This window comes from Streptococcus vestibularis ATCC 49124, from assembly GCF_000188295.1.
GTDB classification, from domain to species: domain Bacteria; phylum Bacillota; class Bacilli; order Lactobacillales; family Streptococcaceae; genus Streptococcus; species Streptococcus vestibularis.
On sequence record NZ_GL831112.1, the window covers coordinates 1,592,135 to 1,615,468 of the forward strand.

Consider the following 23,334-nt stretch of genomic DNA (forward strand, 5'->3'; position numbering starts at 1 on the left):
TTTATCTCCTCATATCATTTTTTCTCAAATTTAAAGTACTTAATCCATGTATTTCTTGTCTAAAATAGTCTGTACAGGCATAAATGACGCGACGATTATCCTCAGCAGTTTTTCCTAAGATACGTAACACCAGACCTGGGATATCTAAGGATGAAATAGCAAAATCAGACTCTAAATTCAAATCTTCTAAGTGCTTCTGCAAAGCCTTAACAAAAGCCTCGTCAATCGCCGGAGACACCATTACCAAGCTATTGTAATTACGCCATCCTTCAAAATAACCAAGTTTAAACATATCTTGTTTCTGAGGCTCTAAGAGAGTCTGATCGCTATAAACAAGCTCATTATCTTGGTAAATTTGTGTCAAATTACGAAAATAATGGTATTGAAACGGTAAGTCCTCATGAGACCAACCTGCCGTTACACCATCTGAATAAATCAAGTGGGCAGACTTATCCATATCAATACGACTTGTTTGGAAATAGCGTGATTTTAAATAGGGAATAACTTCATCAGCCATGTACTCCAAATAACTATTTTCTTCAAGTGTGATAGACGTATTCTGTTGTGTCAACTGTCCTTTCTCGCACTTGTAAACATAGGTCGGTGTTTGGGTTGTCACTAAGGCATGAGCATCTTTATTAACATCAATGGTCACTTGATACTGCTCACCCTCGACAAAGCCCCCACCCATATTAATGAGGAAATAGTAAGGAACGCCATTGGCATCTGAATTATCTGCCGATACTCGAGAGTTACCTTCTTGATATTTCTTGTGGGAAATTGTACGACCATTTCGATTTGAAAATCCAAGATGGACGAAGCCATCATATGCTTGCGTCATCTTATAAATCCTCTAATAAGAAATTCTTGCGAATCCATTCTTCCACTTCCTTAACATTATCATCATTATTCAAATTTGTGAAAATGAAAGAATCTTCATTACGGAAATGAAGGGTATCTTCACGCATACGGTCTAGGTTGGCTCCAACATAAGGCGCAAGGTCAGTCTTATTAATCAGGAACAAGTCACTCTTAATCATTCCTTGACCAGCCTTACGTGGGATTTTTTCACCCTGAGCAACGTCAATAATATAAATCGTAAAATCAACCAAATCAGGACTGAAGGTCGCAGCCAAGTTGTCACCACCACTTTCAAGGAAAATAACATCCAAGTCATGGTTAAAGCGCTCTTGAAGAGTTTCAATCGCTTCAAAGTTCATAGAAGCATCTTCACGAATAGCAGTATGAGGACATCCACCAGTTTCTACGCCAATGATACGGTCTTCATCTAAGCTTGAATTTTTAGCCAAGAAAAGAGCATCTTCTTTTGTATAGATATCGTTAGTAATAACTGCTAAATTTAAGTCAGACATACGTCGTGTAAGACGCTCGAGCAAAAGAGTTTTACCTGAACCAACAGGTCCACCAACTCCAATAATTACAGTACGTTTTGTCATTATTTTTTCCTCTCAACCTTGTCGATATTTTAAGACATGAATAGGCGGAACACCTGAGTTTCATGTTTCATCTGAGCTAATTCAAGACCAGGCGTATTGGCCCCAAGGTAGGACGCATCCAATTCTTGAATTTCTTGTGTCATTTTTTCTAATTGTGAAAAGCTACGTAAAACAATCTCCTGTCCAGCAAACTGTCCAAGTGGAATGGCACGAACAGCATTTTGAACCATCGTCGAAATCACACTATAGCCATAAAGTGCAATAGCTTCACTACATCCCAAACCCTTGTTAAACACATAGAGTGCAAAGACAATAGCTGGATTGCCGAAAACCTCACCCTTCTGTATTTTGGACTGATAGTCATCCAATACCGGAATAGCATGGAGCCTTTGAATGAGTCGAAGCATTTGCTTAGCAATCATTTTAGTCCCCTGTCTTGTTTCACGCGCTTGCGTTGAAACTGTCAAGACCTTATCATAATGCCAAACCTGCTCTAGATTGTCTGTAGCCATAGCGTCATAAACCAGTTTGATTACAAGACCTTCACCATATTTAAACTGACTAGCTAAATAGGCTTCTTGCCACTCTTCGTAACCTTTATCATCTGTTACAGTGTCTTCGCGCAGATAATTTTCCATCCCAAATGAGTGGTTAAATGATCCAATTGGAAAAGTTGAATCGACAATTTGTACAATTTCAAGATAATCTTGCAAAGACACATTCGCAAAGGGATTAATGTTCATGGGCAGTTAAATTCACATGACGTAGGGGTTTGTCAAGGACCACTTCTTCAATCGTGTAGGCAATCTCTTTTTGAGTCAAGACTTGCTCTACAACTGGGTCAACCTCTAAATAAATCTTGGCATCTTTCACCTCAATCGGTTTATGAGTATTCCCAAGAATATGAGCTGTGATTCCCATTTCATCCATATCTTTAGGTGAAATGACAATCAAATCCTGTGACTCAACACCAATAACTAGGACATGGTGATCATCGATAAAAAAGGCAGAGCCATTTTGCAATTTTTGTCCCTTATCAAGACGAATACCAAATTCATTCCCGTGATCACTCTTCACACGAATAATTTTTTTGTTAAGGTCATCACTCGAAAGAATGACTGTTTCAATATGGTATTTGTCCACATCGATATCTTTAACAAGAGCATCTACTTTTGTAAAAATCATACTTTTTCCTTTTCTATTACATTTTAAAAATCTAGCATCAAACTCATATAGCAACTCAATAAAGTGCTAAAAACGTTATAGCTATAAAATACAAAAGAGGTTGGAGGAAAAATTCCAGCCTCATTTATATATCGTCTTCCTTAGAACAAGAAATAACGTTGAGACAATGATGTCGTATGGATCGGCTCACAAGTAACCAACTCATCATCAATAAAGACATCAAAGGTCTGTGGATCGATACGGATTGTTTTTGGAGCGTAGTCATTAAGCTTCATATCACGCTTAGTCAAGTTACGCGTATTCTTAACAGGAAGAACAATCTTATTCAAACCAATTTCTTCTTTGATACCGTGATCATAAGCGTATTGAGAGACAAATGTAAGATTTGTTTCATGAACCGCTTGACCGTAAGCACCATATAATTTACGCATGATACGTGGTTGAGGTGTTGGAAGACTTGAACCAGCGTCACCCATAACACCATAAGTTAGCATACCACCTTTAAGCACCAACTTAGGTTTTGCACCAAATTGTGCTGGTTCCCAGATAACCAAATCTGCAAATTTACCAACTTCTACAGAACCTATATAGTCTGCAATACCGTTAGTGATAGCAGGGTTAATTGTATATTTAGCCACGTAACGTTTGATACGGTTATTATCGTTAAACTCTGAATCCCCTTCAAGCGGACCACGCTGAGCCTTCATCTTATCAGCTAGTTGCCAACAACGCATTGCTACTTCACCGACACGTCCCATAGCCATGGCATCTGAAGTCATGATACTAAGGGCACCCATATCATGCAGAACATCTTCTGCAGCCACTGTTTGTTTACGTACACGTGATTCAGCAAAAGAAACGTCTTCTGGAATTTTTGGATCCAAGTGGTGACAAACCATAACCATATCTAACAACTCACCAATAGCATTTGTAGTGTATGGGTTGGTTGGGTTAGTTGATGATGGCAAAATATTTTCCTTACCAGCAAAGACCATGATATCTGGAGCATGCCCGCCACCTGAACCTTCGGTATGGAAGGTATGAACAGTACGACCTTGGAAGGATTCCAAAGTATTTTCCATAAATCCACCCTCATTCAAAGAGTCAGTGTGGACCGCAAAGGAAACATCGTATTTATCCGCAACTTTAAGGGAATTATCAATTCCTGCGTAAGTCGCACCCCAGTCCTCGTGTGTCTTAATTCCTGCTGCACCAGCTTTAATTTGCTCTTCGACCACCTCAGTCTCAGAACCAACACCTTTGGCAAGGAAACCAAAGTTAGCAGGCATATCATCAACAGCTTGCAACATACGAGTAATGTGGAATTTACCTGGTGTACATGTTGTTGCATTACTTCCGTCAGCAGGACCAGTACCACCACCAAAGAGGGTAGTGATACCATTATCCAAACCAAATTCAGGAAGGTCAGCAGAAATATAGTGTACGTGAAGGTCAATACCACCAGCAGTCACAATCAAACCTTCTGCCGCAATGGCTTCTGTACTAGCACCCACAACAAAGTCTACATTGTCCATTGTATCTGGGTTACCACCTCGACCGATAGCTACAATCTTACCATCACGAATACCGATGTCTGCTTTAATAATTCCTGTATAGTCAATGATGGTTGCACCTGTAATAATGGTATCAACCACTGATGGATTATCACGTGTTTCCGTAGCACTAACACCCATACCATCACGTAAAACTTTACCGCCACCAAACTTGGATTCCTGTCCATAAACAGTAAAGTCTTTTTCAATGGCAGCAAAAAGATTAGTATCTCCAAGACGTACGCTATCACCTACAGTTGGTCCATAGTGTTGAGCATACTCTTCACGATCCATTTTAAAACTCATCGATTTGTCCCCTCTCTAGTCTAAGAAACCATTGACCTTGTTATTGAAACCAAAAATACGGCGTTTCCCTCCAAAGTCAATAAGTTGTACTGTTTTCGTTTCACCTGGCTCAAAACGAATGGCTGTACCTGCTGGAATATCTAGACGTTTGCCTCGCGCCTTTTCACGATCAAATTGAAGACCAGCTTCGTTTGCTTCGTAAAAATGATAATGAGACCCTACTTGAGCAGCACGGTCACCCACATTTTTCACTTCAATACTAATGGCTTCGTAACCACCATTATAATCAATTGGCTCACTCGCCACATGGTATTCACCTGGAATCATTGCATTTTCTCCTTACTGAATAGGATCATGAACAGTAACCAATTTTGTACTGTCTGTAAAAGTAGCTTCAACTTGAATCATTGGAATCATTTCTGCAATCCCCTCCATAACATCTTCACGTGTTAAGAGATTACGAGCCTCATCCATCAATTGAGCAACCGTCTTACCTTCTCTTGCACCTTCAAGTACATAGTCTGTAATCAAAGCGACTGCTTCCGGGTGATTCAATTTGATTCCTTTATCTTTACGTCGTTGAGCAATCATAGCCGCAAGGCTAATCATCATTTTTTCCTGCTCACGCATTGTCAATTGCATCGTTTTTCCTCCTTAAATCAATGCTTACCACTTGCCCCAAAGCATCAAAAGCCCTGGAATCCAAGCTGTTATAATTCCTTCAAAAATAGCTAGGTAAGGAACAAATTTCCCTAGGTTCTTCTTAAGGTTAATTTCAATAAAGGCAGTTAGCCATAGAACTCCCCACAAGAACCAAATAATACCATACCAAGCATTACCACCGTATCCAGATGTTAAGCAAAGAATCCCTGCTGGTATCGTATTAATTGCCACAAATAAACTAAACCAGCCGTACAAACGTTGATCAAAATCAAAGATTGTATTGATAGCTGAATAAAGATATGTAAAAGCAAACAAAAGACCTGTGGCACTACCATAAAACCATTCAGCACCTTGCCCTGTACAAGCTCCATAAGCAATGACAATAATGTTGAGAATCAAACCCAAACCACCTGTAAAGATATTCATAACAACATTTGATTTGTCGGGAATACCTTCCAAGCGATGAAATCCATTACTCATCAAAACCATACCAACATAGAGTAGGATGACACCTAACATAAGAACCTCCTAAGTTTTTTATGTTAATATCATACTATTTTGACAACACATGTCAACTAATTTCAGAATTTTTGCAACAGCTAAGCGGCCTCTATCTCACATAAAATGTCAAAAATAGCGTCACTTTTGACAATCAAGCTGAATGGTCCCTTAAACCATTTCGGATGAAAGTTGACAAACCATTTATAAATTAGGCAAATACTTTTTTCGAATGAGAAAGATATTGGCAGTCATCAGCCAGATTCTATCATCCCGTGTGAGAAAAATTTTTATGGGGGCATTTTATTTCTTTCTCCTTCTCTAGTCCTAAGTCCATAGAGCCATTTTTAGTAATTTTACAATTATCTTCTTTTGATTTAAAACCTAAAGGAGAATTATGATGGAAACAAATAACTACAACACCGATTTACAGACAATCTCTCAGGAGTATCCCTACGAAGAGGAAAGTCTGCAAACCAAAACAAAAAACTCTTTAATCATCTCTCACTAAAAAGGTCTGGAAAATCAAGGGACTAATTATTGCTTGCCTCACAACCTACTTCCTTTATATCACTTATCTGACTCATTTTTCTTATGTCTTCCTAGCGATACTTATCTTGATAGGTACGATCGAACTCGGCTGTCGCTTATTTGGTGGGAAAGCTAAAGGAATGTGACTTGAATCAGGAATATTCATGGTCACTAGTCTCCTACAGGGATTACAAATTAGCCTATGGAAGATACCTGACAATTGGGACAATGCTCAAATTCTTTGCCTTCATACTGGCCTATTTCTCTACTTAATGGCTCGCACTGGACAAAGCAGGCAAAAACGGTTGGGGTTTATGGTCTGAGTGACATCATCCATACTAGCTATATCTTCCCACTGAAATATTTCTTTCTGGGAGTCTTGACTTTATTTTATAAAAAGACACTTAACCAAGAGCTTGCTGAAGAAGTCAAACGTGAAGACCAACTCTACAAGCGAATGATTCTCATTAGTATTATCACTGCCTTGGTACTTACTGTATTTGCTACCAACCAGCTTAGCCAGGTCTTGTCTTCTTTCGCTCAGCTATGGCAACAAGTCTTCCAGACACTTGCTTCCCTACTTAATTTCAATATCAATTTCGAAAACAGTGGATTATTTATATCTCGTTTAGTGACAAATCTCCCACTTGCTCTAGGGCTTTTTTCCAAACTTGTAGCAGTCTATTGGGCAAATGACAAGCCACTCAGCCAAAAGCAGTTTTAGGCCAGTCTCAAAAAGACTCGTCTTTTCCCAAAAACGGCAGCCTATATTGTGCTCGGAAATCTATACTTCACTTATGCACTATTTATGCTAACTGCGACTAGTCAAATGGGTGAACTCCTTTCTCTCAATCAAGCTAACATTCCGACCTATCAAGCCTCACACATTGCTGTTCAAGATTTCTGGCAATTGGTTCGGGTCTCTATCCTTAACTTTGCTGTTCTAGTTGGACTTTACATTTTCTCAAAAGAAGACCTCTTCACCCACAAGGGGCTTCGTTTGATTAGTATGCTACTTTTTACTTTTGCTAGCCTCTTTGCCCTCATCACTGATTGGAAACTCTTTAGTATCTATATCGCACTTTATGGTATTACACCACGACGCTTATTGTCAGGATGGTTTGTGACCGTGCTCTTCGTTTGGTGTATCTTTACGCTCATTCGACTCTATAAACCCACTCAAACAACTCGTTTAGCCATCTTTTATGCGACTCTAGCTAGTCTCTTGAGTAGCTTTATTTTATAAGAAAAAGGAGTGAAACTAGATTTCCTAGTCTCACCCCTTTTTTCATTATAGCTATTTTGAATTTCTTGTGGGAAAGGCATACATCACCCAAAGAGCTACTGTTAATGGAGTTGCTTTTAATACAATCCAAGCAACATTAAAATTGGCATCACGCAGACGACGAATCTGAATAGAAATGGTAGGGAGCGCCGTTGCTGCTATAAATAAAATGAAAGCTGTCAATGTAAAGCCAGCAGCTTTTGTTTCCCCAAGTAAGTCCATCAGTAGGAAAATAAGAGTAGCAATAACTCCATTAATCAAGACAACCCTCCAATAGTCTGATCGTTTTGTACGACCATAAAAATCGAGATAGCCTAACCAAAAATTTTTATATGCCTCTAACATGTTTACACCTCTTAATAGTATGCTACCAGTATACTATATTAAATAGATAGGTGCAAGATGTGAATATTTAGACTTCTTAAGTTTTCTACATATATAATAGGAAGATTATTTTAAATAAACTGGAATGGATTGAAATTAGGACTGTCTGACTCAATCTGGCCACTCACCATGGTCACTACACGACTAACATGTTGAAGTACACTATTGCGGTGAGCAATAAAAATCATTGTTCGTTTAATCTTAGCAAGATTAGCCATGACCCTGCTTTCAGTATCACTATCGAGACCACTGGTAGCTTCGTCAAAAATCAAGATTGGTTGCTTGGACAAAAGGGCCCTCGCTATCGCCAAGCGTTGTTTTTGACCACCAGATAGACCACCATCTTCAGATACTTGGGTCTGAAAACCTAGTGGCATCTTTTGAATATCAGCCAAAATATCAGCTTGTTCACAGGCTCTTAGAATAACCTGCTCATCAACTTCTCCTTCAAGGCCTAATAACAGATTTTCTAATATTGTTCCCGTAAACACATAGGTCTGTTGTGGAACATAGGTCACCAACTGGCGTAACTCTGCTTGACTAATAGAACCTTTGTCTAGGCTTACATGACCACTAGATTTTGTGTAATAACCTGACAAAATCTTCGCTAAAGTCGTTTTCCCAGAACCACTCTGACCCATGAGGGCTATTTTCTCTCCCTTATTAATCGTCAAATCAATATTGTGAAGTGTCTCCTGTTGGTAGCTGAAACGATAACTAACACCTTTTAAGTCTAATTGTTTAAAGGATAAATCTTTGAGTTGACCTTTTTCTTCCTTATTCACAACATAAACTTCTTGAAGACGATTATTGGCTACCTTGGCTTGCTGAATCTTAGATTGAAGATTGATAATATTAATTAAAGGGGTCGTAAAATAATTAAGTAGCACATTATAGGTAATCAACTGACCAGAAGATAGTTGTCCTTCCATAACTAATTGTGCCCCGTACCATAAGATAAAGACATTGAAAACTAACTGGACCCCTGTTTTTAAGCCATCCTGGGTTAATTGCCACTTGGCCTTAGACAAGGATTTCTTCAAATAATCATGGAATTTCACCTCAATTTCCTGATAACACCTCTCTTCAACTCTTAAAGATTTTAAAGTTTCAATGCCACGTAAATCATCAATAACAGCGGTATTGACCTGACTATTTGCCTCCATTAATTGATAATTTTCCTTCTCAAAAAGCTTATAAAAGGCCAGAATAATCAAAACATAAAGAGGAACTACAGTTAAGGTCATCAAAAAAGAGAACGGTTTTGTAAAATAAGAGCCACAGCTAAAGTTATCACAATGGTCACATCTAGGAAAATCGATAAGATTGTTGAAGCTAGAGCATCGATAATGGTGTTGGCATCTCCAAAACGTGACGTGATTTCACCAGTACGACGTGAACTAAAGAAACTAATGGGCAAAGAAAGCACATGCTTGATATAAGGAAGGATGACCGCAATGGACAAGTAATTACCCAATCGATGCAATAGATAATCTTTGAAGAAAGTAAAAACTTGTTGAGCTAGATAAGCGATACACAGGCCTAGAGAAATCATGGTCAGAAGAGCATAGTCTTCTTGAGGAATCAAGCGGTCTATAATAGACTGCAAATAATAAGAACCAATAATATTAACAAGGGTCACCAGAAAGCTCAGCAAAACAATGACTGCTATCAAACTTTTACGACGAAATAAAATTGGTAAAAACGAAAGAAGACCAGGTACCTCTTCCTTATATTTAATGTAGTTTTCTCCTGGTTCAAAAAATAGAGCAACCCCTGTCCATTCCTTGTCAAAATCCTCTAGGGACAGTTTAATGACCTTCTTGCTAGGATCTGGATCACCAATTACAACTTGCCCCTTGTCCTTACCAAACACTGTATAATAATGTTGAAGACCACCATCCTTAACCACATGTACAATAAAAGGGTAAGATAGGTTTTCTTGTTTAAACAAGTCTAAATCTGCACGAATGGCCTGAGTTTCAAACCCCAACTGCTTGCCCGCTTCAACTAAACCAAGCGCAGAAGTTCCTTCACGAGAAGTCTGAGCTAACTCCCGCAAATAAGCCAAACTATAGGATGAATCATAGTGCTTGAGAATCATAGCTAAGGTAGCTACCCCACAATCACGCTGATCAACCTGTGAAATATATGGGTATTTTGACATGATGACTCCTATTTAATAATAAATCATGAAGAATGGTACTGCCGCAATAAGTAAGACTAAAAATTTTTTTAAGTTTTCAAAATTAAGCTCCTTAATATTTTTATTAACTATATGATAAACGATTAACTATAAAAAAGTAGTGACATAAATGTCACTACGCAGTTGTTTACAAACCATCTGCCGCTTTCTCTGCTCGAGTCTTTTCTTCCAAAACGGAATCTTCTAAAACCGACGCAAACATTATAGCTTTATCATAGTTTTCAGCAGCTTTTTTCTTGTTCCCATTATGTATAAGCTCATACTTAGCTTCTAAAATATAGACACCTGGTTTATAACTATGAAACTGTGATTTTTCTATGACAGCTAATAGTTTATCTATTACTGTTAAGAAATCTTTAAAGGACTCAAGAGAAATCTTTAACCCAGCTATAGCCATCAAATCATTAAATAAGGCAATATTATAAGCATCATCTGTTGGGATGTTTTGCTTTAATACTCTATCTACTATTCTGTCAAAAATCTTTTTATCATACTGCTTTCTCCCATAAAGATGATAGAAATAATAATAAATAACTAACAAATCATTAGTTGAAAACTTCTTCTTTCTTTTGACCTGTTCAAACAAATCTTCATAGATTTCTTCGACTTTAGGTCTCTCCTCCCAACTGATAAAACTCAATATATTTTCGAGAATATCTAGAGTCAATAGTTCCTCTTCTGGAAGAATATCAAAGAATTGATCATACACATCTTCAATAAGATCCAACTTCTGTTTAACTCTCTCCTTATCTCCGTACGTTGGGAACTTTATTAAACGATTTTTCATCTCATAGTAAGTGTCAGGAATTTCAATCCTGTCATGGTCCAATAAGTCAGCCATGCTTTTTCCCAGACGTTTTGCTATGTAGGATAATTTATCCAAAGAAGGGAGAGACTCTCCTTTTTCAATACGAATTAACTGGCGAACAGTCAATTCCGCACCATCTAAACATAGCACTTCACGTGACATCTGTTGGCATTCACGCTCAGTTTTGATTCTTAGTCCAATGCTGTCTTTTATGCTCAAGAGAATCTCCTTTATATCAAAATTTTAAAATCATTATATCACAATTGTAATATATTTAATATGCAGTTGATACGATTTTAACAGAATATTAGTCATAAATATGATATTTTTATACAATAATAACAACAAAATGCAGTTAAGAACTGCATTTTGTTTTATTTCTGTTTACTTTGAAATCGCCATTCAAAGCGAATACGGTCATAAGTTGGATAGATGACATTAAGCAAGCCAAACGCTAGGGTAAAGCCAGCTAAAACATCTGTTGGAAAGTGAACACCCACATAAATACGCGACAGTCCAACAAGAGCAATCAGAAGGCCAGAAATAGCAAAGACTGCTACTTGAGATTCTTTTTTCTCCAAACGCTGAATAAGGACAATAGCAATTGCACCAAGAATCATGAAAGTTCCCAAGGAGTGGCCACTAGGAAATGAATAACCACTAGCATGAACCAAATGTGTAATTAAAGGACGTGGGCGTTGGTAAATATATTTCAGACTTACAATCATAATACTAGCAAGAACACCACTGGTACCTACAAATATAGCTTCTGATTTATACTGACGTAAATAAAGCCAGATTACTGCTACAATTGCAATAATAGCCTGGACTGACGTGTTTCCAAGTATGGTAATCGTTTTAAAGAAGTGTGTCAGTCCCCCTGGTAAGTCTCCTCGAACCCTAGTTTGTATGCTGCTATCAAATTCTGTCAAGGCTTCAGGGTAGAACTTAACCATGTAACCGAGAGCAACAAATAACAAAAAGGCAAAGGAAGCGCAAATATAATGCGTGTGTTTGTGTTTCATATTTATAATTTTACTAGGATAGACTTAAGCGGAGCATAAATAAGAGCAAAAGCTACTGCAAAAATTAAACCTTCAAGTAAGTTAAAAGGTACTACCATAGCGAAAAGGTACTTATAGAGGCCTATGAATTGCGCAATATCAAAGTTAGCAAATTTAGCATAGAGTGGTACGGCATAAATGTAGTTAAGAACAACCATCGCAACTGTAAGCAAAACCGTTCCTAAAACAGAACCAAGAATATAATTCTTGCTTGTTTGATTTTTCTTCCAAAAATAGCTTAGGCCCCAAACAAAAACTCCTAGAGCAACAAAATTCATAGGAAGCCCAATCATTGATCCTGGACCACCATTGTTAAGTAAGAGCTTCAACAATGAGCGAAGCAAGAGAACACCAATGGCACTCCTAAAATCAAAGATAACCAAGGCGATAAGAACAGGAAGAATTGAAAAATCAACCTTCAAAAAGTCTGCTGCTGGAATCAATGGAAATGAAAAATAAAGCAACAAGAATGAAACTGCGGATAAAATGGCAATGTAAGCCAATTTACGTGTGTTTGTCATAAAAAAATTCCTCCAAATTTTAACAATTTGAAAGAAGTTCCCAATGGATTTGCCTATGCCAAAAAAGCCTACGCAAAAAGACTGGTCTTCTTCCATCCAGACTATACTGTCGGTTGAGGAATTACACCTCATCAGCTTGCGCTCGCGGACTTATCCAAAGAATCACCGCCGGTCGGGAGTTTCACCCTGCCCTGAAGACCCTTTAAGGATAACATAAAAAAACCTTGGTGACAAGGTTCTTAATTTATGGATTTCTAATCTATTGATAGTCAATAACTATAATTATTCTTTTGAGACAAAATGAAGTATCTATTTTAATTTATCATGCTGGTAACGGTGACTCAGCTCTAACCCCACAAACTGTTGCTGGCGAAGAGCTTCATAGACAATCATGCAAACCGTATTTGAGACATTAAGACTACGGACATGTTCATCATTCATAGGAATACGAATAGCTTTTTCAGGATGCTCACGCATAAAGTCCTCAGGTAGGCCTGTATCCTCACGACCGAACATAAAATAGTGATCCTCACCATCAGCATAGGCCTCTTCTGAATAAGTCTTATCCGCAAACTTCGTTACTAGATGCAAACGACCAGCATGATTTTTAGACATAAAATCAGCTAAATTGTCATAATAAGTGATATCAAGCTTATCCCAATAGTCCAGACCTGCTCGCTTCATCTTCTTGTCATCAATTGGAAATCCCATGGGTCGAATGATATGGAGGGGGCTATTGGTTGCTGCGCAAGTACGCGCAATATTTCCAGTGTTTTGTGGAATACGAGGTTCAAACAAGACAATATGATTACGTGACATCTGACTTCTCCTAGACATAAAAAATACCATGTCGCCCGGAGTTAAGCTCAGCAGACGACATGGTTGTGGACATTCATTAGCTTAAATCATGACAGGTTAGATTTAAAATAACGAATCGTTGAGTATATTTTAGCACTTTGGCTGTAAAAGTCAACACTACTAGCAGAAAAAATTAATATTTTTGACGTCGTCACCTTTTTTACAGGAATAACCTATAAAGGTAGCTGAAAAGGATGATTTTTCGGCCAAAATAGAGTATCATAGTAGTGATTATTTGGAGGTAACTCATGCGTATTATTGTCGTAGGTGCTGGTAAAGTCGGTACAGCACTCTGTCGTTCTCTTGTTGGTGAGAAACACGACGTTATCTTAATCGAAGAAAAGGAAGAGGTCCTCAAACGCCTCAGTAAACGCTACGATGTTATGGGCTTTGCTGGAAACGGGGCAAATTTCAAGATTTTGGAACAAGCCGAGGTTAGTAACTGCGATGTCTTTATCGCTATGACTGATAAAGATGAAGTAAACATGATATCAGCAGTTCTGGCAAAACAAATGGGTGCTAAAGAAACCATCGTTCGTGTACGTAACCCAGAATATTCTAATGCTTATTTCAAAGACAAAAATTTCCTTGGATTCTCATCAGTAGTTAACCCTGAACTTTTAACAGCTCGCTATATTGCCAACACAGTTGAATTTCCAAACGCCCTATCAGTTGAAACTTTTGCAAATGGACGCGTTATTCTTATGGCATTTAAGGTCACTGAAACAAGCCAATTGTCTGGTATGACTATGGAACAATTTCGTAAGAAATTCGGTAACATCTTAGTTTGTACAATTGATCGTCAAGGAGACCTTATCATTCCCGACGGGAATGCTACCATGCAAGCTGGGGATAAGATTTATGTAACTGGTAAACGTGTTGATATGGCACTTTTCCACAGTTATATCAAACCCAAAAGTATCAAAAAACTTTTGTTGATTGGTGCTGGACGTATCTCCTACTACTTACTGAATATCTTGAAAAACAACCGTATTAAGGTCAAATTGATTGAACATAAAATGGACCGTGCGCAAACTTTTAGTCAAGTATTCCCTGAAGTTTCCGTTATCTTAGGTGATGGTACTGCTAAAGACCTTCTTCTTGAAGAGAGTGCAGCTAGTTATGATGCTGTTGCTACTCTAACTGGAGTAGATGAGGAAAATATTATCACCTCTATGTTCCTTGAAAGTATTGGTATTCACAAAAACATTACCAAGGTCAACCGTACCAGTCTTTTAGAGATTGTCGATACACGTGATACAACAACAATTGTCACACCTAAGAGTATTGCTGTTGATACCGTTATGCACTTTATTCGTGGTCGCTATAACGCCAAAGACTCTAGTCTTGATGCACTTCACCACGTAGCTAATGGCCGTATTGAGACCTTACAATTCCAAATTAAGGAAAACAACAAGATCGCTGGGAAGAAACTTTCTGAACTTAATTTTGCTCATGGTGTCCTTATTGCTGCTATCATCCGTAATGGAAAAGCCATCTTCCCAACTGGAGAAGATACATTAGCAATTGGTGATAAAATCGTGGTCGTTACTCTCTTGCAAAACGTTACCCACATTTACGACCTGTTGAAGAGGTAAGCTGCCATGAATCGATCTATTGTCCGTTTTCTCATTTCTAAACTGCTCCTCATTGAAGCTGGACTCTTAGTTGTTCCACTCATAGTGGCTCTTATTTATCAAGAAGATGCCAAGGTATTTGCCAGCATTTTGGGGACTATGGCGATTCTCCTTTTTATCGGAGTACTTGGTACTCTCTTTAAACCTAAGAACTACCACATTTACACCAAAGAAGGAATGCTCATTGTAGCCCTCTGTTGGGTACTTTGGTCATTCTTTGGGGGATTACCATTTGTTTTTGCGGGGCAAATCCCAAGTGTCATCGATGCCTTCTTCGAGATGAGTTCAGGTTTTACAACCACGGGAGCTACTATTCTCACAGATACTGGAGTGTTGACCCATTCTCTCCTCTTTTGGCGAAGCTTCGCCCACCTAATTGGAGGGATGGGAGTACTGGTCTTTGCTCTAGCCATCATGAACAACAGTAAAAATGGTCACCATGAGGTTATGCGTGCAGAGGTGCCAGGTCCAATCTTTGGTAAGGTCGTTGCCAAGCTCAAAAATACAGCTCAAATTCTTTACATCATCTATTTGACCATGTTTGTTATTTTTGCTGTTATTCTCTGGCTTTGCGGTATGCCGGTCTTTGATAGTATCATCACTGCTATGGGGGGGGCAGGTACCGGTGGATTTGCAGTCTATAATGATTCTATCGCCCACTATAACAGCGATTTGATTACTTATGTGGTTACAGTTGGTACCCTACTATTTGGCGTTAACTTCAACTTATACTTCTATATCCTGTTTCGCAAAATCAGATTATTCTTCCAAGATGAAGAGCTACGTACCTATCTTACGATTGTTGCAGTATCAACAGGTTTAATTATCCTCAATATTTTTGGGATTTACCAAAATTTGGCTGACTCTTTCAAATACTCATTTTTCGAAGTGTCAACGATCATCACAACAACCGGTTTTGGTCTAACGGATATTACCAAATGGCCACTCTTTTCTCAGTATATCCTGCTTCTCCTGATGTTTATCGGGGGGTCAGCAGGTTCTACAGCCGGTGGTTTCAAGGTTATACGTGCTATGATTATTGCTAAAATTGCACGTAATCAGACTTTGGCTAGCCTCTATCCTAACCGTATCCTATCTCTACACATTAATGGAAGTGTTCTTGATAAAGAAACACAGCATAGCGTTCTTAAATATTTGGCTGTATATGTGTTGATCATACTAAGTCTAGTTACAATCCTGTCCTTAGATAATCAAAATTTCTTAATTGTAACAAGTGCTGCTGCTTCAACATTTAACAATATTGGACCTTTACTTGGGACAACTGATAGCTTCGCTATTTTCAGTCCTTTGTCTAAGCTTATCATGGGATTTGCTATGATTGCTGGACGCTTGGAAATTTATCCTTTATTACTCCTATTCCTACCAAAAACTTGGTCAAAAATTTAAGCATAGAAAAACTCCTTTGGATTCATTTATCCAAAGGAGTTTTATTACGTTTTAGGCTAAAATAATCTGGTACTGGGTCATCACCAGTCTCTGATAAGGGATGGCATCTTAAGATACGGGCGATTCCCATAATAATTCCCTTTAAACCATGTTTTTCTATTGCCTGAATCATATAGACTGAGCAAGTTGGACGAAAACGACAAGACGGTGGAAACAGGGGAGAAATCCATCTCTGATAAGCCTTTACTAACGCAATCAGAAACTTCTTCATCATTTAACCTTGTTAACAGCAACGTTATGAAGCTGACTAATTTCTTTTTTGTTTAGACGGCGTGACTCCCCTGGACGTAGCCCTGTCAAATCTAGGGTACCAAAACGGGTACGCGACAACTTATCAACAAGCAAACCTACTGATTCAAACATTTTCTTAACCTGATGGTTACGCCCTTCATGAATCGTCAACTCAACGACTGATCGGTTCTTTTCATGATCCACCTTGATAATATTGTAACGGGCCGGCTGGGTTTTTTTACCATCAAGCACCACACCACGAATCAAAGGACGAAGATTTTCCTTGGTCGCAATACCTTTAACACGCGCCAAATAAACCTTATCAATCTCATTACGTGGGTGAATCATTTTATCGGTAAAGTCGCCATCGTTGGTTAAAATAAGAAGGCCAGTCGTATCCCAATCAAGACGACCAACAGGATAGATACGTTCCTTAACGTGGGGCATTAGGTCAATCACCGTCTTACGATTTTTCTCATCAGATACTGAAGAAATAACCCCGCGTGGTTTATTAAGAAGGTAGTATACCTTTTCTTCATTGTAAATTGGGCTTCCATTTACCTCGACAATGTCGCCACTTTTGACAATTGTTGCCAATTCCGTAACGGTCTTACCATTTAAAGTCACACGGCCTTCTTTAATCAATTCCTCAGCTTTACGACGACTAGCCACACCAGCGTGGGCAATATATTTATTAATTCGCATTCTTTTTCTACAGCTTAAGCTGTATCCTTTCTACCTAGCATCTCTGCTATGTTTCTTTATTTTTTAATGATTAGTTTCAACAAGGTTTACTCTTAATTATCCAAGTCCTCAAGCTCTTCTGAAGCATCTTCCCTAAAGAGACTCGTTTCTTGCTCTTCAAGTTCTAGTTGATTAATGGCCACAAGTTCGTCTAAACTGTTAATTCCCATATAATCTAAGAAATAATCAGTTGTCGCATATAGGTTGGGACGACCCACAGCATCCTTTTTACCAGCCTCTCGAATGAGATCAAAAGCCTGAAGCTTGGCAATAGCGCCGCTGGAATTGACACCTCGAATGTCATCAACTTCAGCTCGAGTAATGGGCTGTTTATAAGCAACTATAGAAAGTACCTCGAGACTCGCTCGGGATAGACTTTGGTTGATTGGCGTTTTGGAATAGTCACGCAGAAGACTTGCAAAATCAGGCTTAGTCACGATCTTATAGGTATTTGACGATTCCAATAAACAAAGAGCCGTATCCTCATCTGCCTCATACTTGGCTTGCAATTTTTCCAAGGACTGAGTCAGTCCAGTCACTGGCATTTCTAAAAGCTGTGCCATAGTACGTAGACTAAGACCATCTTCACCAGCCACAAAAAGTAAAGCTTCTAATCGTGCTAAGTGACTACTCATTCGTCCATTCCTTTCTTAGAGTGATTGTTCCAAAAATTGTTTCCTGCTGTACCGAGATTCGATGTACCTTAATCAATTCAAGAGTTGCCAAAAAGAGGGTGATTACTTGATTCATATCTTTAGCATCGGTAAAAAGTTCATCTAAATGTAGCTCATTTTTTGAGCCAAATGCTTCCTCAATAATCAGCATCATATCTTCAATTTTATAATCGTCACGCGCAATAGTCGTGTGATTTCGGCGAATTTCTTCTTGCTTTTCAGCCATGATTTTTGAAAAAGCCAAGAAAATGTCTTGAATAGTCTTATCCTGATTCAACGTCACATCTTCATAAACCAATTCAACTTTTGGTTTTGAAAAATACTGAGCACGTACCTCATGCTGCTTAGCTAACTCTTGACTAGCTGCTTTGAAGCGTGCATACTCTTCCAATTGACTCAAGAGTTCTAGCTCAGGATCATCTGCTTCAGGCTCAGCCTCCACCACTGTAGGCAGAAGCTTACGACTCTTAATCAGCATAAGCTGACTAGCCATAAGCATATATTCCCCAGCAACTTCAAGCTTCATGGCTTGCAAGGTTGCCAAATAAGCCAAGTATTGCTCGATAACCTCAACAATGGGAACATCGTAAATATCTACCTCATACTTAGAAACCAGATGGAGCAACAAATCCAGTGGCCCCTCAAAATCTTTTAACTTAATATCCATTAGGTTTTATAGTATTTCTCCAAGGTCACTGGACTTTTTAGCCCGAGTAAACGAGCAAGTTCAAAGGCGCCCGTTCCCTTTTCAATCTGTCTAAGAATAAATTGCTGGCGCAAGACTTGGGCAGTTACCCCCGATAAGCCACAGTCACTAACATAAGTCTGGATTTGCTTATACAGCCATTGTCGGGTATAGACCTTACCCAAAAGCAAGCCCTGGCTGTTGATATCTTTAATAGCCAACAAATACTGCTTCACATCTGCTTCAAGTCTGAGAACACGCTTAGTGCTTCCCTTGGCCACAGTTACAACACCAAAATCCAAGTCAATGTCGACCCAGTCCAACTCCAAAATCTCTGAAGGTAAGAGTCCCAGCTCTAGAATCAGCAGACAAGACAGCTTACCAACCCCTTCATGCCCCTCGTAAAGAGATGAAAGATTCAGTATTCGCAACTTATCCTCCTGAGAAGGTAGTATTACTGTCTCTGATAGTTTGAAAAATTTCGTTAATTCACCCTTTTGATAGAGGTATAGCAAAAATTGATTGACCGCAGAGCGCTTACGCTTTTGTACGGATGGCTTCCATTCCTTCAGTTGGTTTTCATAGAGCTTGAGACTAGCTTGATCAATTTGTCCTGAGATCGCCGTTGCAAACTGCTTAAGATCATAAGCATAAGCTTGCTTTGAACTCTCCGAAATGACCTTAGTAGCCAGAAAATCAGTGATCTGAGTTGTCAGTTGTTTTTGGAATGATGATATAGTCATGTGTAAAGTCATGTAAGAGGCTATTAACCGCCTTTAGAATCGATTTTCGTGTAATAATCCCTTTAAAAATACCTTGGCTGTCAACCACAGGAAGGAAAGGATTATTAACTAGCTTATGCATTACCTCATTTAGATTGGCATTATCTTCTACTGTTTCCACGACATCTGATGTCATCGGACCGATATCACGGTTAACCATCTCCCACTCTTGCAAGTTATGTTCATCTTGATAACGTTTAATATCCGTCAAAGATATGGTCCCAAGATAATGCTTATCCTTAGTCAAAACGGGAACGCGCGAATAACCATTGCTTGTCAAAAGCAAAACCACATGATTAGCGTTGTGACTATCAATAAAAATAGCAACCTGATCTGATGGGATCAAATAATTATCTAAGCGAGCCAACAAAAAATCTTCAAATTCTTTAGCAATCATCGTTCAAATTCCTGTGTAAGTTCTGAATAAAGTTCATGGTCACGTGTGTAATATTCCACACGAATCTTTGCATCGTTTATAATCACCTTAGCATAGAGTTTCTCATGGATTGGGCCACGTGGCTGTGAAACAGAACCTGGATTGATATACACTGTCTTACCATTTCGCCAAGCTGCTGCCGCATGTAAATGCCCATATAGACAGATATCAGCATCCTCTTGTTGCGCCCAAAGATCTAACTTGTCCCAGGTAAAATTAATGCCATAGAGATGACCATGGGTTTGTGCAATAATCACATCACCAAGTTTAACGACCAAACGTTCTGGATAACCTGAATCATAATCACAGTTGCCACGAACCACATGGATACCTTCCCAAACAGGATCACTTGATTCTAACTCAGAATCTCCATTATGGAAAATAGCATCTACCTTCCCTTGATAACGATTTTTTATATCTACTACAATGTCACGTTCTCCATGGGAGTCGCTCATTACGATTATTGTTTGTTCTGCCATGCTGGGAAGACCTCCATAAGTTTCTTAACAGCTTGTCCACGGTGAGATTGTTCATTTTTCTCTTCTGCAGAAAGCTCTGCTGCTGTTTTACCCGTATTACCAACTAAGAAAAGGGGATCATAACCAAAACCATTGTCACCTTTAGGTTCTCGTCCAATATAACCCTTCCAGTCGGCGTCAACAACCAAACTATCACGTCCAGGTGCTGCAACAACTAAAGTTGTATGGAACTGGGCTGAGCGTTTGCTATCATCAAGTACCATGGCAAGTTCATGCAGTAACTTAGCATTATTTTCAGCATCGGTAGCTTCTAGACCCGCAAAACGAGCAGACCACACACCTGGCAAACCTCCAAGAACATCTACCTGCAAACCTGAATCATCTGAAAGAACCATCTTACCAGTTAATTCCGAAATAGTTTCCGCCTTCAAGCGTGCATTTTCTTCAAAGGTCATACCCGTTTCAGCAACCTCAGGAAGATCTGGATAATCATTAAGATTTTCTACCTTAATACCAAGCTTTCCAAAGAGTTCCCGAAACTCCTTGGTTTTTCCTTCATTGCGTGTCGCAATCAATAGGACATCACCAAAGTCTGATTTGTTATCAGAACCAAAGAAATCACTCAAGACGACACCCTCTCTAGGCACATGCACATAGACAAGCTTATCTCCTTCACTAACTATCAAAGCTCCTTGATGTTGTGTAACAGCTAAGTCCCGACCAGTTTCCTCTTTCAAGCAATCCAAAATAAAGGATACTAAGCGAAGGTCTGAAGAATGTTTAGCAATATGTAACTGAAAGTCACTGACAGCCAAAACGTTAGTCAAAGCTTGGAAAAAGTCAACAAATTGTTCGTAAGCCTCATCGCCACCAAAACAAGTCAAGTGATTATAGCTTCCAAAACTAGCCAAGTACCAGTCTTGATCATCCTTATATTCAAAAATTGATTTAGTCATTTTCTAACTCCTTGTCCAAATCTACATGTTGGACAGTAACTTCCTCACCCAGCCACTGTTCAGCAATTTCTTTAAAACCAAGCACACTAGCTGTGGTGTAGTATTCTTCCGTCTTGTCTTCGACCTCACGACTACGGTTAATCTCAAAGTAATTGAGCAAGACAGAAACATCACGAACAGTTTCAGCTCCGCTATCAATTAATTTGACACTTGGTCCCATAACATTCTGAATAATCGGTCGTAAAAGTGGGTAGTGGGTGCAACCCAAAACCAAGGTATCTACCTTATCAACTAAAGGAGCCATGCTTTCATAGACAATCTTTTTAGCCACACTTGAATTAATTTCATTGGATTCAACAATTGGGGCAAAACGGGGACAGGACAAACTCAGGACATTCATTTGAGGCGCCAGACGCTTAATTTTTTGCTCATATATATTAGATGCAATTGTCATAGGAGTACCAATGACACCAATTTGACCAGACTGGCTAGACTTAATGGCAGCACTAGAACCAGGCAAAACAACACCTAGTACTGGAATGTCCAAAGCCTCTTTAATTTCCTCCCAAACTACTGCTGTCGCCGTATTGCAAGCAATAACAATCATCTTTACGTCTTTAGTCAGGAGAAATTTAACCAACTGCCATGTATATTCTCTGATTTGTCCTGCTGGTCTAGGACCATATGGGGCCCTAGCAGAATCACCAATATAAACAATAGACTCGTGAGGCAACTGACGTTTAAGCTCACGTACTACCGTCAGGCCTCCGACACCAGAATCCAAAAATCCTATAGGTCGATTATCCATCTTGCCTCCTTATCCCCTTACATTACATGTAAAAAGCTGAGATTCACGTCCCAGCTCCCCACCATTATTTTTTCTTGCTATCTGCAAGTGCTTGTTTTTGTTGTTTAATAATCTGATTATATGTTTGACGCACTTTGGCTTCATTAGGCTTTTGACCTGCTGCTGACATCATTGTACGAACAGCGTCCACATTCAAACGAGGATTTTCAGCTAATTCTTTCTCAATTTGTTTGCGGGCAAAATATGCGCCTCCGTAAAAGCCACCTAAAAGGGCTACAAAAACAAGAATAATCCAAAGGACGGTGTTCATAAATTTAATTCTCCTATAACGTTGATTTACCTTATATTATAGCAAAAATAGGCCTTACTGACAAATAAGACGTTGGTTTCTTAACGAGTCCGCAAAAAAATTACTTTTCTAAAATACTGATAAAATGAGAGCTTCAGCTTCTTTTACTTACAACTGTAAAGGACTTGTAAGATTTCCGGGAAAAAATTAGTTTTTTATATAAGTCTTGAAATTATTATGTTTATATAAAAGGGGGGGATTTATGCTAAAGGAATCAACTATTTCCGAACAAAAAATTGTTAATGCATTTACTGAACTCTTAAAAGAGAGTTCACTCGAACAAATCAGCATCACAGACATTATCAAAAAGGTAAATCTCAGCAGACCAACCTTCTACTACTATTCAAATCAAGATGACTTGGTTGAAACCACCTTCTCTAAAATTTTAGATAAAATTTCAAGTATTCTGCAAAAGGATATAACCTATCAAGAAGGTGTTCTAACCGAGATGCGACGATATCTTAAGGGAAATCATGAGCTCTCTCATATTCATGACACACATTCCAAATATCAATAGATTAATTCGTAAGTTCATTACCGAGACCATCCTTAACTCTGATATCGAAATTATCACAGAACTTATGGAAAAAAACTATCATATCCCAGTCGAGTATTCTTTGGAAGTATACGATTAGTACCATTATCACCATTTTGACACTCTGGCTCAAGGAAGACTGTATTGAATCTCCAGAAGAGATGGCTAATATAATTCTTGAAGCGGTTATCATTAAAGCAAAATAAGCTAGACCTCCTAGGTCTAGCCTATT

General features: G+C 38.7%; 28 protein-coding genes, 1 pseudogene and 1 riboswitch. Of the genes and pseudogenes, 5 read left to right on the plus strand and 24 right to left on the minus strand.

All coding sequences use genetic code 11. The features are described from left to right. Position 1 precedes the first annotated feature (1 nt). The 8 genes from HMPREF9425_RS07680 to HMPREF9425_RS07715 form a co-directional block, all read right to left on the minus strand. On the minus strand, positions 2-841 hold the full coding sequence (locus tag HMPREF9425_RS07680) for an urease accessory protein UreD (RefSeq protein WP_003092279.1): 840 nt from the start codon (positions 839-841) through the stop codon (positions 2-4). Position 842: 1 nt separating this feature from the next. After that, positions 843-1,457, minus strand: coding sequence for an urease accessory protein UreG (gene ureG, locus HMPREF9425_RS07685; RefSeq protein WP_002889928.1), 615 nt, complete (start codon positions 1,455-1,457; stop codon positions 843-845). A 29-nt stretch (positions 1,458-1,486) separates the two neighbouring features. Next, a complete protein-coding gene (locus tag HMPREF9425_RS07690; protein ID WP_003092133.1) occupies positions 1,487-2,200 on the minus strand; it encodes an urease accessory protein UreF in 714 nt (237 codons plus the stop codon). Further along, the gene (ureE, locus tag HMPREF9425_RS07695; RefSeq protein ID WP_003092266.1) at positions 2,190-2,642 is read right to left on the minus strand and encodes an urease accessory protein UreE; all 453 of its coding nucleotides are present in this window, start codon (positions 2,640-2,642) and stop codon (positions 2,190-2,192) included. Before ureE ends, HMPREF9425_RS07690 begins: the two co-directional genes overlap by 11 nt. A 140-nt stretch (positions 2,643-2,782) precedes the next feature. After that, on the minus strand, positions 2,783-4,501 hold the full coding sequence (gene ureC / locus HMPREF9425_RS07700; RefSeq protein ID WP_002886560.1) for an urease subunit alpha: 1,719 nt from the start codon (positions 4,499-4,501) through the stop codon (positions 2,783-2,785). 15 nt (positions 4,502-4,516) lie between these two features. Further along, positions 4,517-4,828 (minus strand): urease subunit beta, encoded by a 312-nt coding sequence (locus HMPREF9425_RS07705; protein ID WP_003092180.1) that lies wholly within the window; start codon positions 4,826-4,828, stop codon positions 4,517-4,519. A gap of 12 nt (positions 4,829-4,840) precedes the next feature. Beyond that, on the minus strand, positions 4,841-5,143 hold the full coding sequence (locus HMPREF9425_RS07710) for an urease subunit gamma (RefSeq protein WP_002886558.1): 303 nt from the start codon (positions 5,141-5,143) through the stop codon (positions 4,841-4,843). A 24-nt stretch (positions 5,144-5,167) separates the two neighbouring features. Then, complete coding sequence (locus tag HMPREF9425_RS07715) at positions 5,168-5,683, minus strand: AmiS/UreI family transporter (protein WP_003097980.1); 516 nt, start codon at positions 5,681-5,683, stop codon at positions 5,168-5,170. A gap of 889 nt (positions 5,684-6,572) precedes the next feature. Here HMPREF9425_RS07715 and HMPREF9425_RS10410 point away from each other — a divergent pair. Both HMPREF9425_RS10410 and HMPREF9425_RS10415 read left to right on the plus strand, forming a co-directional pair. Continuing rightward, the gene (locus HMPREF9425_RS10410) at positions 6,573-6,917 is read left to right on the plus strand and encodes an urease cluster protein (protein ID WP_227278548.1); all 345 of its coding nucleotides are present in this window, start codon (positions 6,573-6,575) and stop codon (positions 6,915-6,917) included. A 48-nt stretch (positions 6,918-6,965) separates the two neighbouring features. Continuing rightward, positions 6,966-7,439 carry a DUF4153 domain-containing protein gene (locus tag HMPREF9425_RS10415; protein WP_244265345.1) on the plus strand — a complete coding sequence of 158 codons (474 nt, stop codon included), beginning with the start codon at positions 6,966-6,968 and terminating at the stop codon, positions 7,437-7,439. 51 nt (positions 7,440-7,490) lie between these two features. Here HMPREF9425_RS10415 and HMPREF9425_RS07730 read toward each other — a convergent pair whose 3' ends face one another. From HMPREF9425_RS07730 to HMPREF9425_RS07755, 6 genes and pseudogenes are all read right to left on the minus strand, one after another. Next, the gene (locus tag HMPREF9425_RS07730) at positions 7,491-7,823 is read right to left on the minus strand and encodes a DUF805 domain-containing protein (RefSeq protein ID WP_003097990.1); all 333 of its coding nucleotides are present in this window, start codon (positions 7,821-7,823) and stop codon (positions 7,491-7,493) included. A 110-nt stretch (positions 7,824-7,933) separates the two neighbouring features. Next, a pseudogene (locus HMPREF9425_RS07735) lies at positions 7,934-10,029 on the minus strand (peptide cleavage/export ABC transporter). Positions 10,030-10,195: 166 nt separating this feature from the next. Further along, positions 10,196-11,095: a helix-turn-helix transcriptional regulator gene (locus HMPREF9425_RS07740; RefSeq protein ID WP_003098001.1), complete on the minus strand. Its 900-nt coding sequence runs from the start codon at positions 11,093-11,095 to the stop codon at positions 10,196-10,198. Between the two features lie 155 nt (positions 11,096-11,250). Next, a complete protein-coding gene (locus HMPREF9425_RS07745; protein WP_003092134.1) occupies positions 11,251-11,901 on the minus strand; it encodes a phosphatase PAP2 family protein in 651 nt (216 codons plus the stop codon). Positions 11,902-11,903: 2 nt separating this feature from the next. After that, on the minus strand, positions 11,904-12,461 hold the full coding sequence (locus HMPREF9425_RS07750) for an ECF transporter S component (protein WP_037621581.1): 558 nt from the start codon (positions 12,459-12,461) through the stop codon (positions 11,904-11,906). An 80-nt stretch (positions 12,462-12,541) separates the two neighbouring features. Continuing rightward, positions 12,542-12,664, minus strand: a riboswitch (FMN riboswitch). Between the two features lie 106 nt (positions 12,665-12,770). After that, positions 12,771-13,280, minus strand: coding sequence for a tRNA (cytidine(34)-2'-O)-methyltransferase (locus HMPREF9425_RS07755; RefSeq protein WP_003092259.1), 510 nt, complete (start codon positions 13,278-13,280; stop codon positions 12,771-12,773). A gap of 287 nt (positions 13,281-13,567) precedes the next feature. Here HMPREF9425_RS07755 and trkA point away from each other — a divergent pair, with 287 nt between their 5' ends. Together trkA and HMPREF9425_RS07765 are read left to right on the plus strand one after the other, a co-directional pair. Beyond that, on the plus strand, positions 13,568-14,917 hold the full coding sequence (gene trkA, locus HMPREF9425_RS07760) for a Trk system potassium transporter TrkA (protein WP_003098008.1): 1,350 nt from the start codon (positions 13,568-13,570) through the stop codon (positions 14,915-14,917). A gap of 6 nt (positions 14,918-14,923) precedes the next feature. Continuing rightward, positions 14,924-16,363, plus strand: coding sequence for a TrkH family potassium uptake protein (locus HMPREF9425_RS07765; RefSeq protein ID WP_003092283.1), 1,440 nt, complete (start codon positions 14,924-14,926; stop codon positions 16,361-16,363). 22 nt (positions 16,364-16,385) lie between these two features. Here HMPREF9425_RS07765 and yidD read toward each other — a convergent pair whose 3' ends face one another. From yidD to HMPREF9425_RS07815, 10 genes are all read right to left on the minus strand, one after another. Next, entirely contained in the window at positions 16,386-16,637 is a 252-nt protein-coding gene (yidD, locus tag HMPREF9425_RS07770; RefSeq protein WP_003098012.1) for a membrane protein insertion efficiency factor YidD, read from the minus strand. Next, complete coding sequence (locus tag HMPREF9425_RS07775) at positions 16,634-17,359, minus strand: pseudouridine synthase (RefSeq protein WP_003092124.1); 726 nt, start codon at positions 17,357-17,359, stop codon at positions 16,634-16,636. The genes yidD and HMPREF9425_RS07775 overlap by 4 nt, the downstream gene beginning before the upstream one ends. Positions 17,360-17,451: 92 nt before the next feature. Further along, on the minus strand, positions 17,452-18,033 hold the full coding sequence (scpB, locus tag HMPREF9425_RS07780; protein WP_003092126.1) for an SMC-Scp complex subunit ScpB: 582 nt from the start codon (positions 18,031-18,033) through the stop codon (positions 17,452-17,454). Beyond that, positions 18,026-18,739 carry a segregation/condensation protein A gene (locus tag HMPREF9425_RS07785; RefSeq protein WP_003092139.1) on the minus strand — a complete coding sequence of 238 codons (714 nt, stop codon included), beginning with the start codon at positions 18,737-18,739 and terminating at the stop codon, positions 18,026-18,028. Before HMPREF9425_RS07785 ends, scpB begins: the two co-directional genes overlap by 8 nt. Continuing rightward, positions 18,739-19,500: a site-specific tyrosine recombinase XerD gene (gene xerD, locus HMPREF9425_RS07790; protein WP_003092233.1), complete on the minus strand. Its 762-nt coding sequence runs from the start codon at positions 19,498-19,500 to the stop codon at positions 18,739-18,741. The genes HMPREF9425_RS07785 and xerD overlap by 1 nt, the downstream gene beginning before the upstream one ends. After that, complete coding sequence (gene cbpB, locus HMPREF9425_RS07795; RefSeq protein ID WP_003092169.1) at positions 19,454-19,936, minus strand: cyclic-di-AMP-binding protein CbpB; 483 nt, start codon at positions 19,934-19,936, stop codon at positions 19,454-19,456. Before cbpB ends, xerD begins: the two co-directional genes overlap by 47 nt. After that, positions 19,933-20,454, minus strand: coding sequence for a metallophosphoesterase (locus HMPREF9425_RS07800; protein ID WP_003092148.1), 522 nt, complete (start codon positions 20,452-20,454; stop codon positions 19,933-19,935). The genes cbpB and HMPREF9425_RS07800 overlap by 4 nt, the downstream gene beginning before the upstream one ends. Next, entirely contained in the window at positions 20,436-21,410 is a 975-nt protein-coding gene (locus tag HMPREF9425_RS07805; RefSeq protein WP_003092145.1) for a nucleoside-triphosphate diphosphatase, read from the minus strand. Before HMPREF9425_RS07805 ends, HMPREF9425_RS07800 begins: the two co-directional genes overlap by 19 nt. Beyond that, complete coding sequence (gene racE, locus HMPREF9425_RS07810; RefSeq protein ID WP_003092217.1) at positions 21,403-22,218, minus strand: glutamate racemase; 816 nt, start codon at positions 22,216-22,218, stop codon at positions 21,403-21,405. Before racE ends, HMPREF9425_RS07805 begins: the two co-directional genes overlap by 8 nt. 64 nt (positions 22,219-22,282) lie before the next feature. Next, positions 22,283-22,528 (minus strand): YneF family protein, encoded by a 246-nt coding sequence (locus HMPREF9425_RS07815; protein ID WP_003098017.1) that lies wholly within the window; start codon positions 22,526-22,528, stop codon positions 22,283-22,285. 241 nt (positions 22,529-22,769) lie between these two features. On the opposite strand from HMPREF9425_RS07815, the gene HMPREF9425_RS10420 reads away from it, so the two are divergent. Further along, a complete protein-coding gene (locus tag HMPREF9425_RS10420; protein WP_003098020.1) occupies positions 22,770-23,084 on the plus strand; it encodes a TetR/AcrR family transcriptional regulator in 315 nt (104 codons plus the stop codon). Positions 23,085-23,334: the final 250 nt, after the last annotated feature.

Excerpts from the sequence above, each read along its gene's own strand:
- HMPREF9425_RS07680 (WP_003092279.1), bottom strand. The coding sequence starts at position 841 with ATGACGCAAGCATATGATGGCTTCGTCCATCTTGGATTTTCAAATCGA.
- ureG (WP_002889928.1), bottom strand. The coding sequence starts at position 1,457 with ATGACAAAACGTACTGTAATTATTGGAGTTGGTGGACCTGTTGGTTCA.
- HMPREF9425_RS07690 (WP_003092133.1), bottom strand. The coding sequence starts at position 2,200 with ATGAACATTAATCCCTTTGCGAATGTGTCTTTGCAAGATTATCTTGAA.
- ureE (WP_003092266.1), bottom strand. The coding sequence starts at position 2,642 with ATGATTTTTACAAAAGTAGATGCTCTTGTTAAAGATATCGATGTGGAC.
- ureC (WP_002886560.1), bottom strand. The coding sequence starts at position 4,501 with ATGAGTTTTAAAATGGATCGTGAAGAGTATGCTCAACACTATGGACCA.
- HMPREF9425_RS07705 (WP_003092180.1), bottom strand. The coding sequence starts at position 4,828 with ATGATTCCAGGTGAATACCATGTGGCGAGTGAGCCAATTGATTATAAT.
- HMPREF9425_RS07710 (WP_002886558.1), bottom strand. The coding sequence starts at position 5,143 with ATGCAATTGACAATGCGTGAGCAGGAAAAAATGATGATTAGCCTTGCG.
- HMPREF9425_RS07715 (WP_003097980.1), bottom strand. The coding sequence starts at position 5,683 with ATGTTAGGTGTCATCCTACTCTATGTTGGTATGGTTTTGATGAGTAAT.
- HMPREF9425_RS07730 (WP_003097990.1), bottom strand. The coding sequence starts at position 7,823 with ATGTTAGAGGCATATAAAAATTTTTGGTTAGGCTATCTCGATTTTTAT.
- HMPREF9425_RS07745 (WP_003092134.1), bottom strand. The coding sequence starts at position 11,901 with ATGAAACACAAACACACGCATTATATTTGCGCTTCCTTTGCCTTTTTG.
- HMPREF9425_RS07750 (WP_037621581.1), bottom strand. The coding sequence starts at position 12,461 with ATGACAAACACACGTAAATTGGCTTACATTGCCATTTTATCCGCAGTT.
- HMPREF9425_RS07755 (WP_003092259.1), bottom strand. The coding sequence starts at position 13,280 with ATGTCACGTAATCATATTGTCTTGTTTGAACCTCGTATTCCACAAAAC.
- trkA (WP_003098008.1), top strand. The coding sequence starts at position 13,568 with ATGCGTATTATTGTCGTAGGTGCTGGTAAAGTCGGTACAGCACTCTGT.
- HMPREF9425_RS07765 (WP_003092283.1), top strand. The coding sequence starts at position 14,924 with ATGAATCGATCTATTGTCCGTTTTCTCATTTCTAAACTGCTCCTCATT.
- yidD (WP_003098012.1), bottom strand. The coding sequence starts at position 16,637 with ATGATGAAGAAGTTTCTGATTGCGTTAGTAAAGGCTTATCAGAGATGG.
- HMPREF9425_RS07775 (WP_003092124.1), bottom strand. The coding sequence starts at position 17,359 with ATGCGAATTAATAAATATATTGCCCACGCTGGTGTGGCTAGTCGTCGT.
- scpB (WP_003092126.1), bottom strand. The coding sequence starts at position 18,033 with ATGAGTAGTCACTTAGCACGATTAGAAGCTTTACTTTTTGTGGCTGGT.
- HMPREF9425_RS07785 (WP_003092139.1), bottom strand. The coding sequence starts at position 18,739 with ATGGATATTAAGTTAAAAGATTTTGAGGGGCCACTGGATTTGTTGCTC.
- xerD (WP_003092233.1), bottom strand. The coding sequence starts at position 19,500 with ATGACTATATCATCATTCCAAAAACAACTGACAACTCAGATCACTGAT.
- cbpB (WP_003092169.1), bottom strand. The coding sequence starts at position 19,936 with ATGATTGCTAAAGAATTTGAAGATTTTTTGTTGGCTCGCTTAGATAAT.
- HMPREF9425_RS07800 (WP_003092148.1), bottom strand. The coding sequence starts at position 20,454 with ATGGCAGAACAAACAATAATCGTAATGAGCGACTCCCATGGAGAACGT.
- HMPREF9425_RS07805 (WP_003092145.1), bottom strand. The coding sequence starts at position 21,410 with ATGACTAAATCAATTTTTGAATATAAGGATGATCAAGACTGGTACTTG.
- racE (WP_003092217.1), bottom strand. The coding sequence starts at position 22,218 with ATGGATAATCGACCTATAGGATTTTTGGATTCTGGTGTCGGAGGCCTG.
- HMPREF9425_RS07815 (WP_003098017.1), bottom strand. The coding sequence starts at position 22,528 with ATGAACACCGTCCTTTGGATTATTCTTGTTTTTGTAGCCCTTTTAGGT.
- HMPREF9425_RS10420 (WP_003098020.1), top strand. The coding sequence starts at position 22,770 with ATGCTAAAGGAATCAACTATTTCCGAACAAAAAATTGTTAATGCATTT.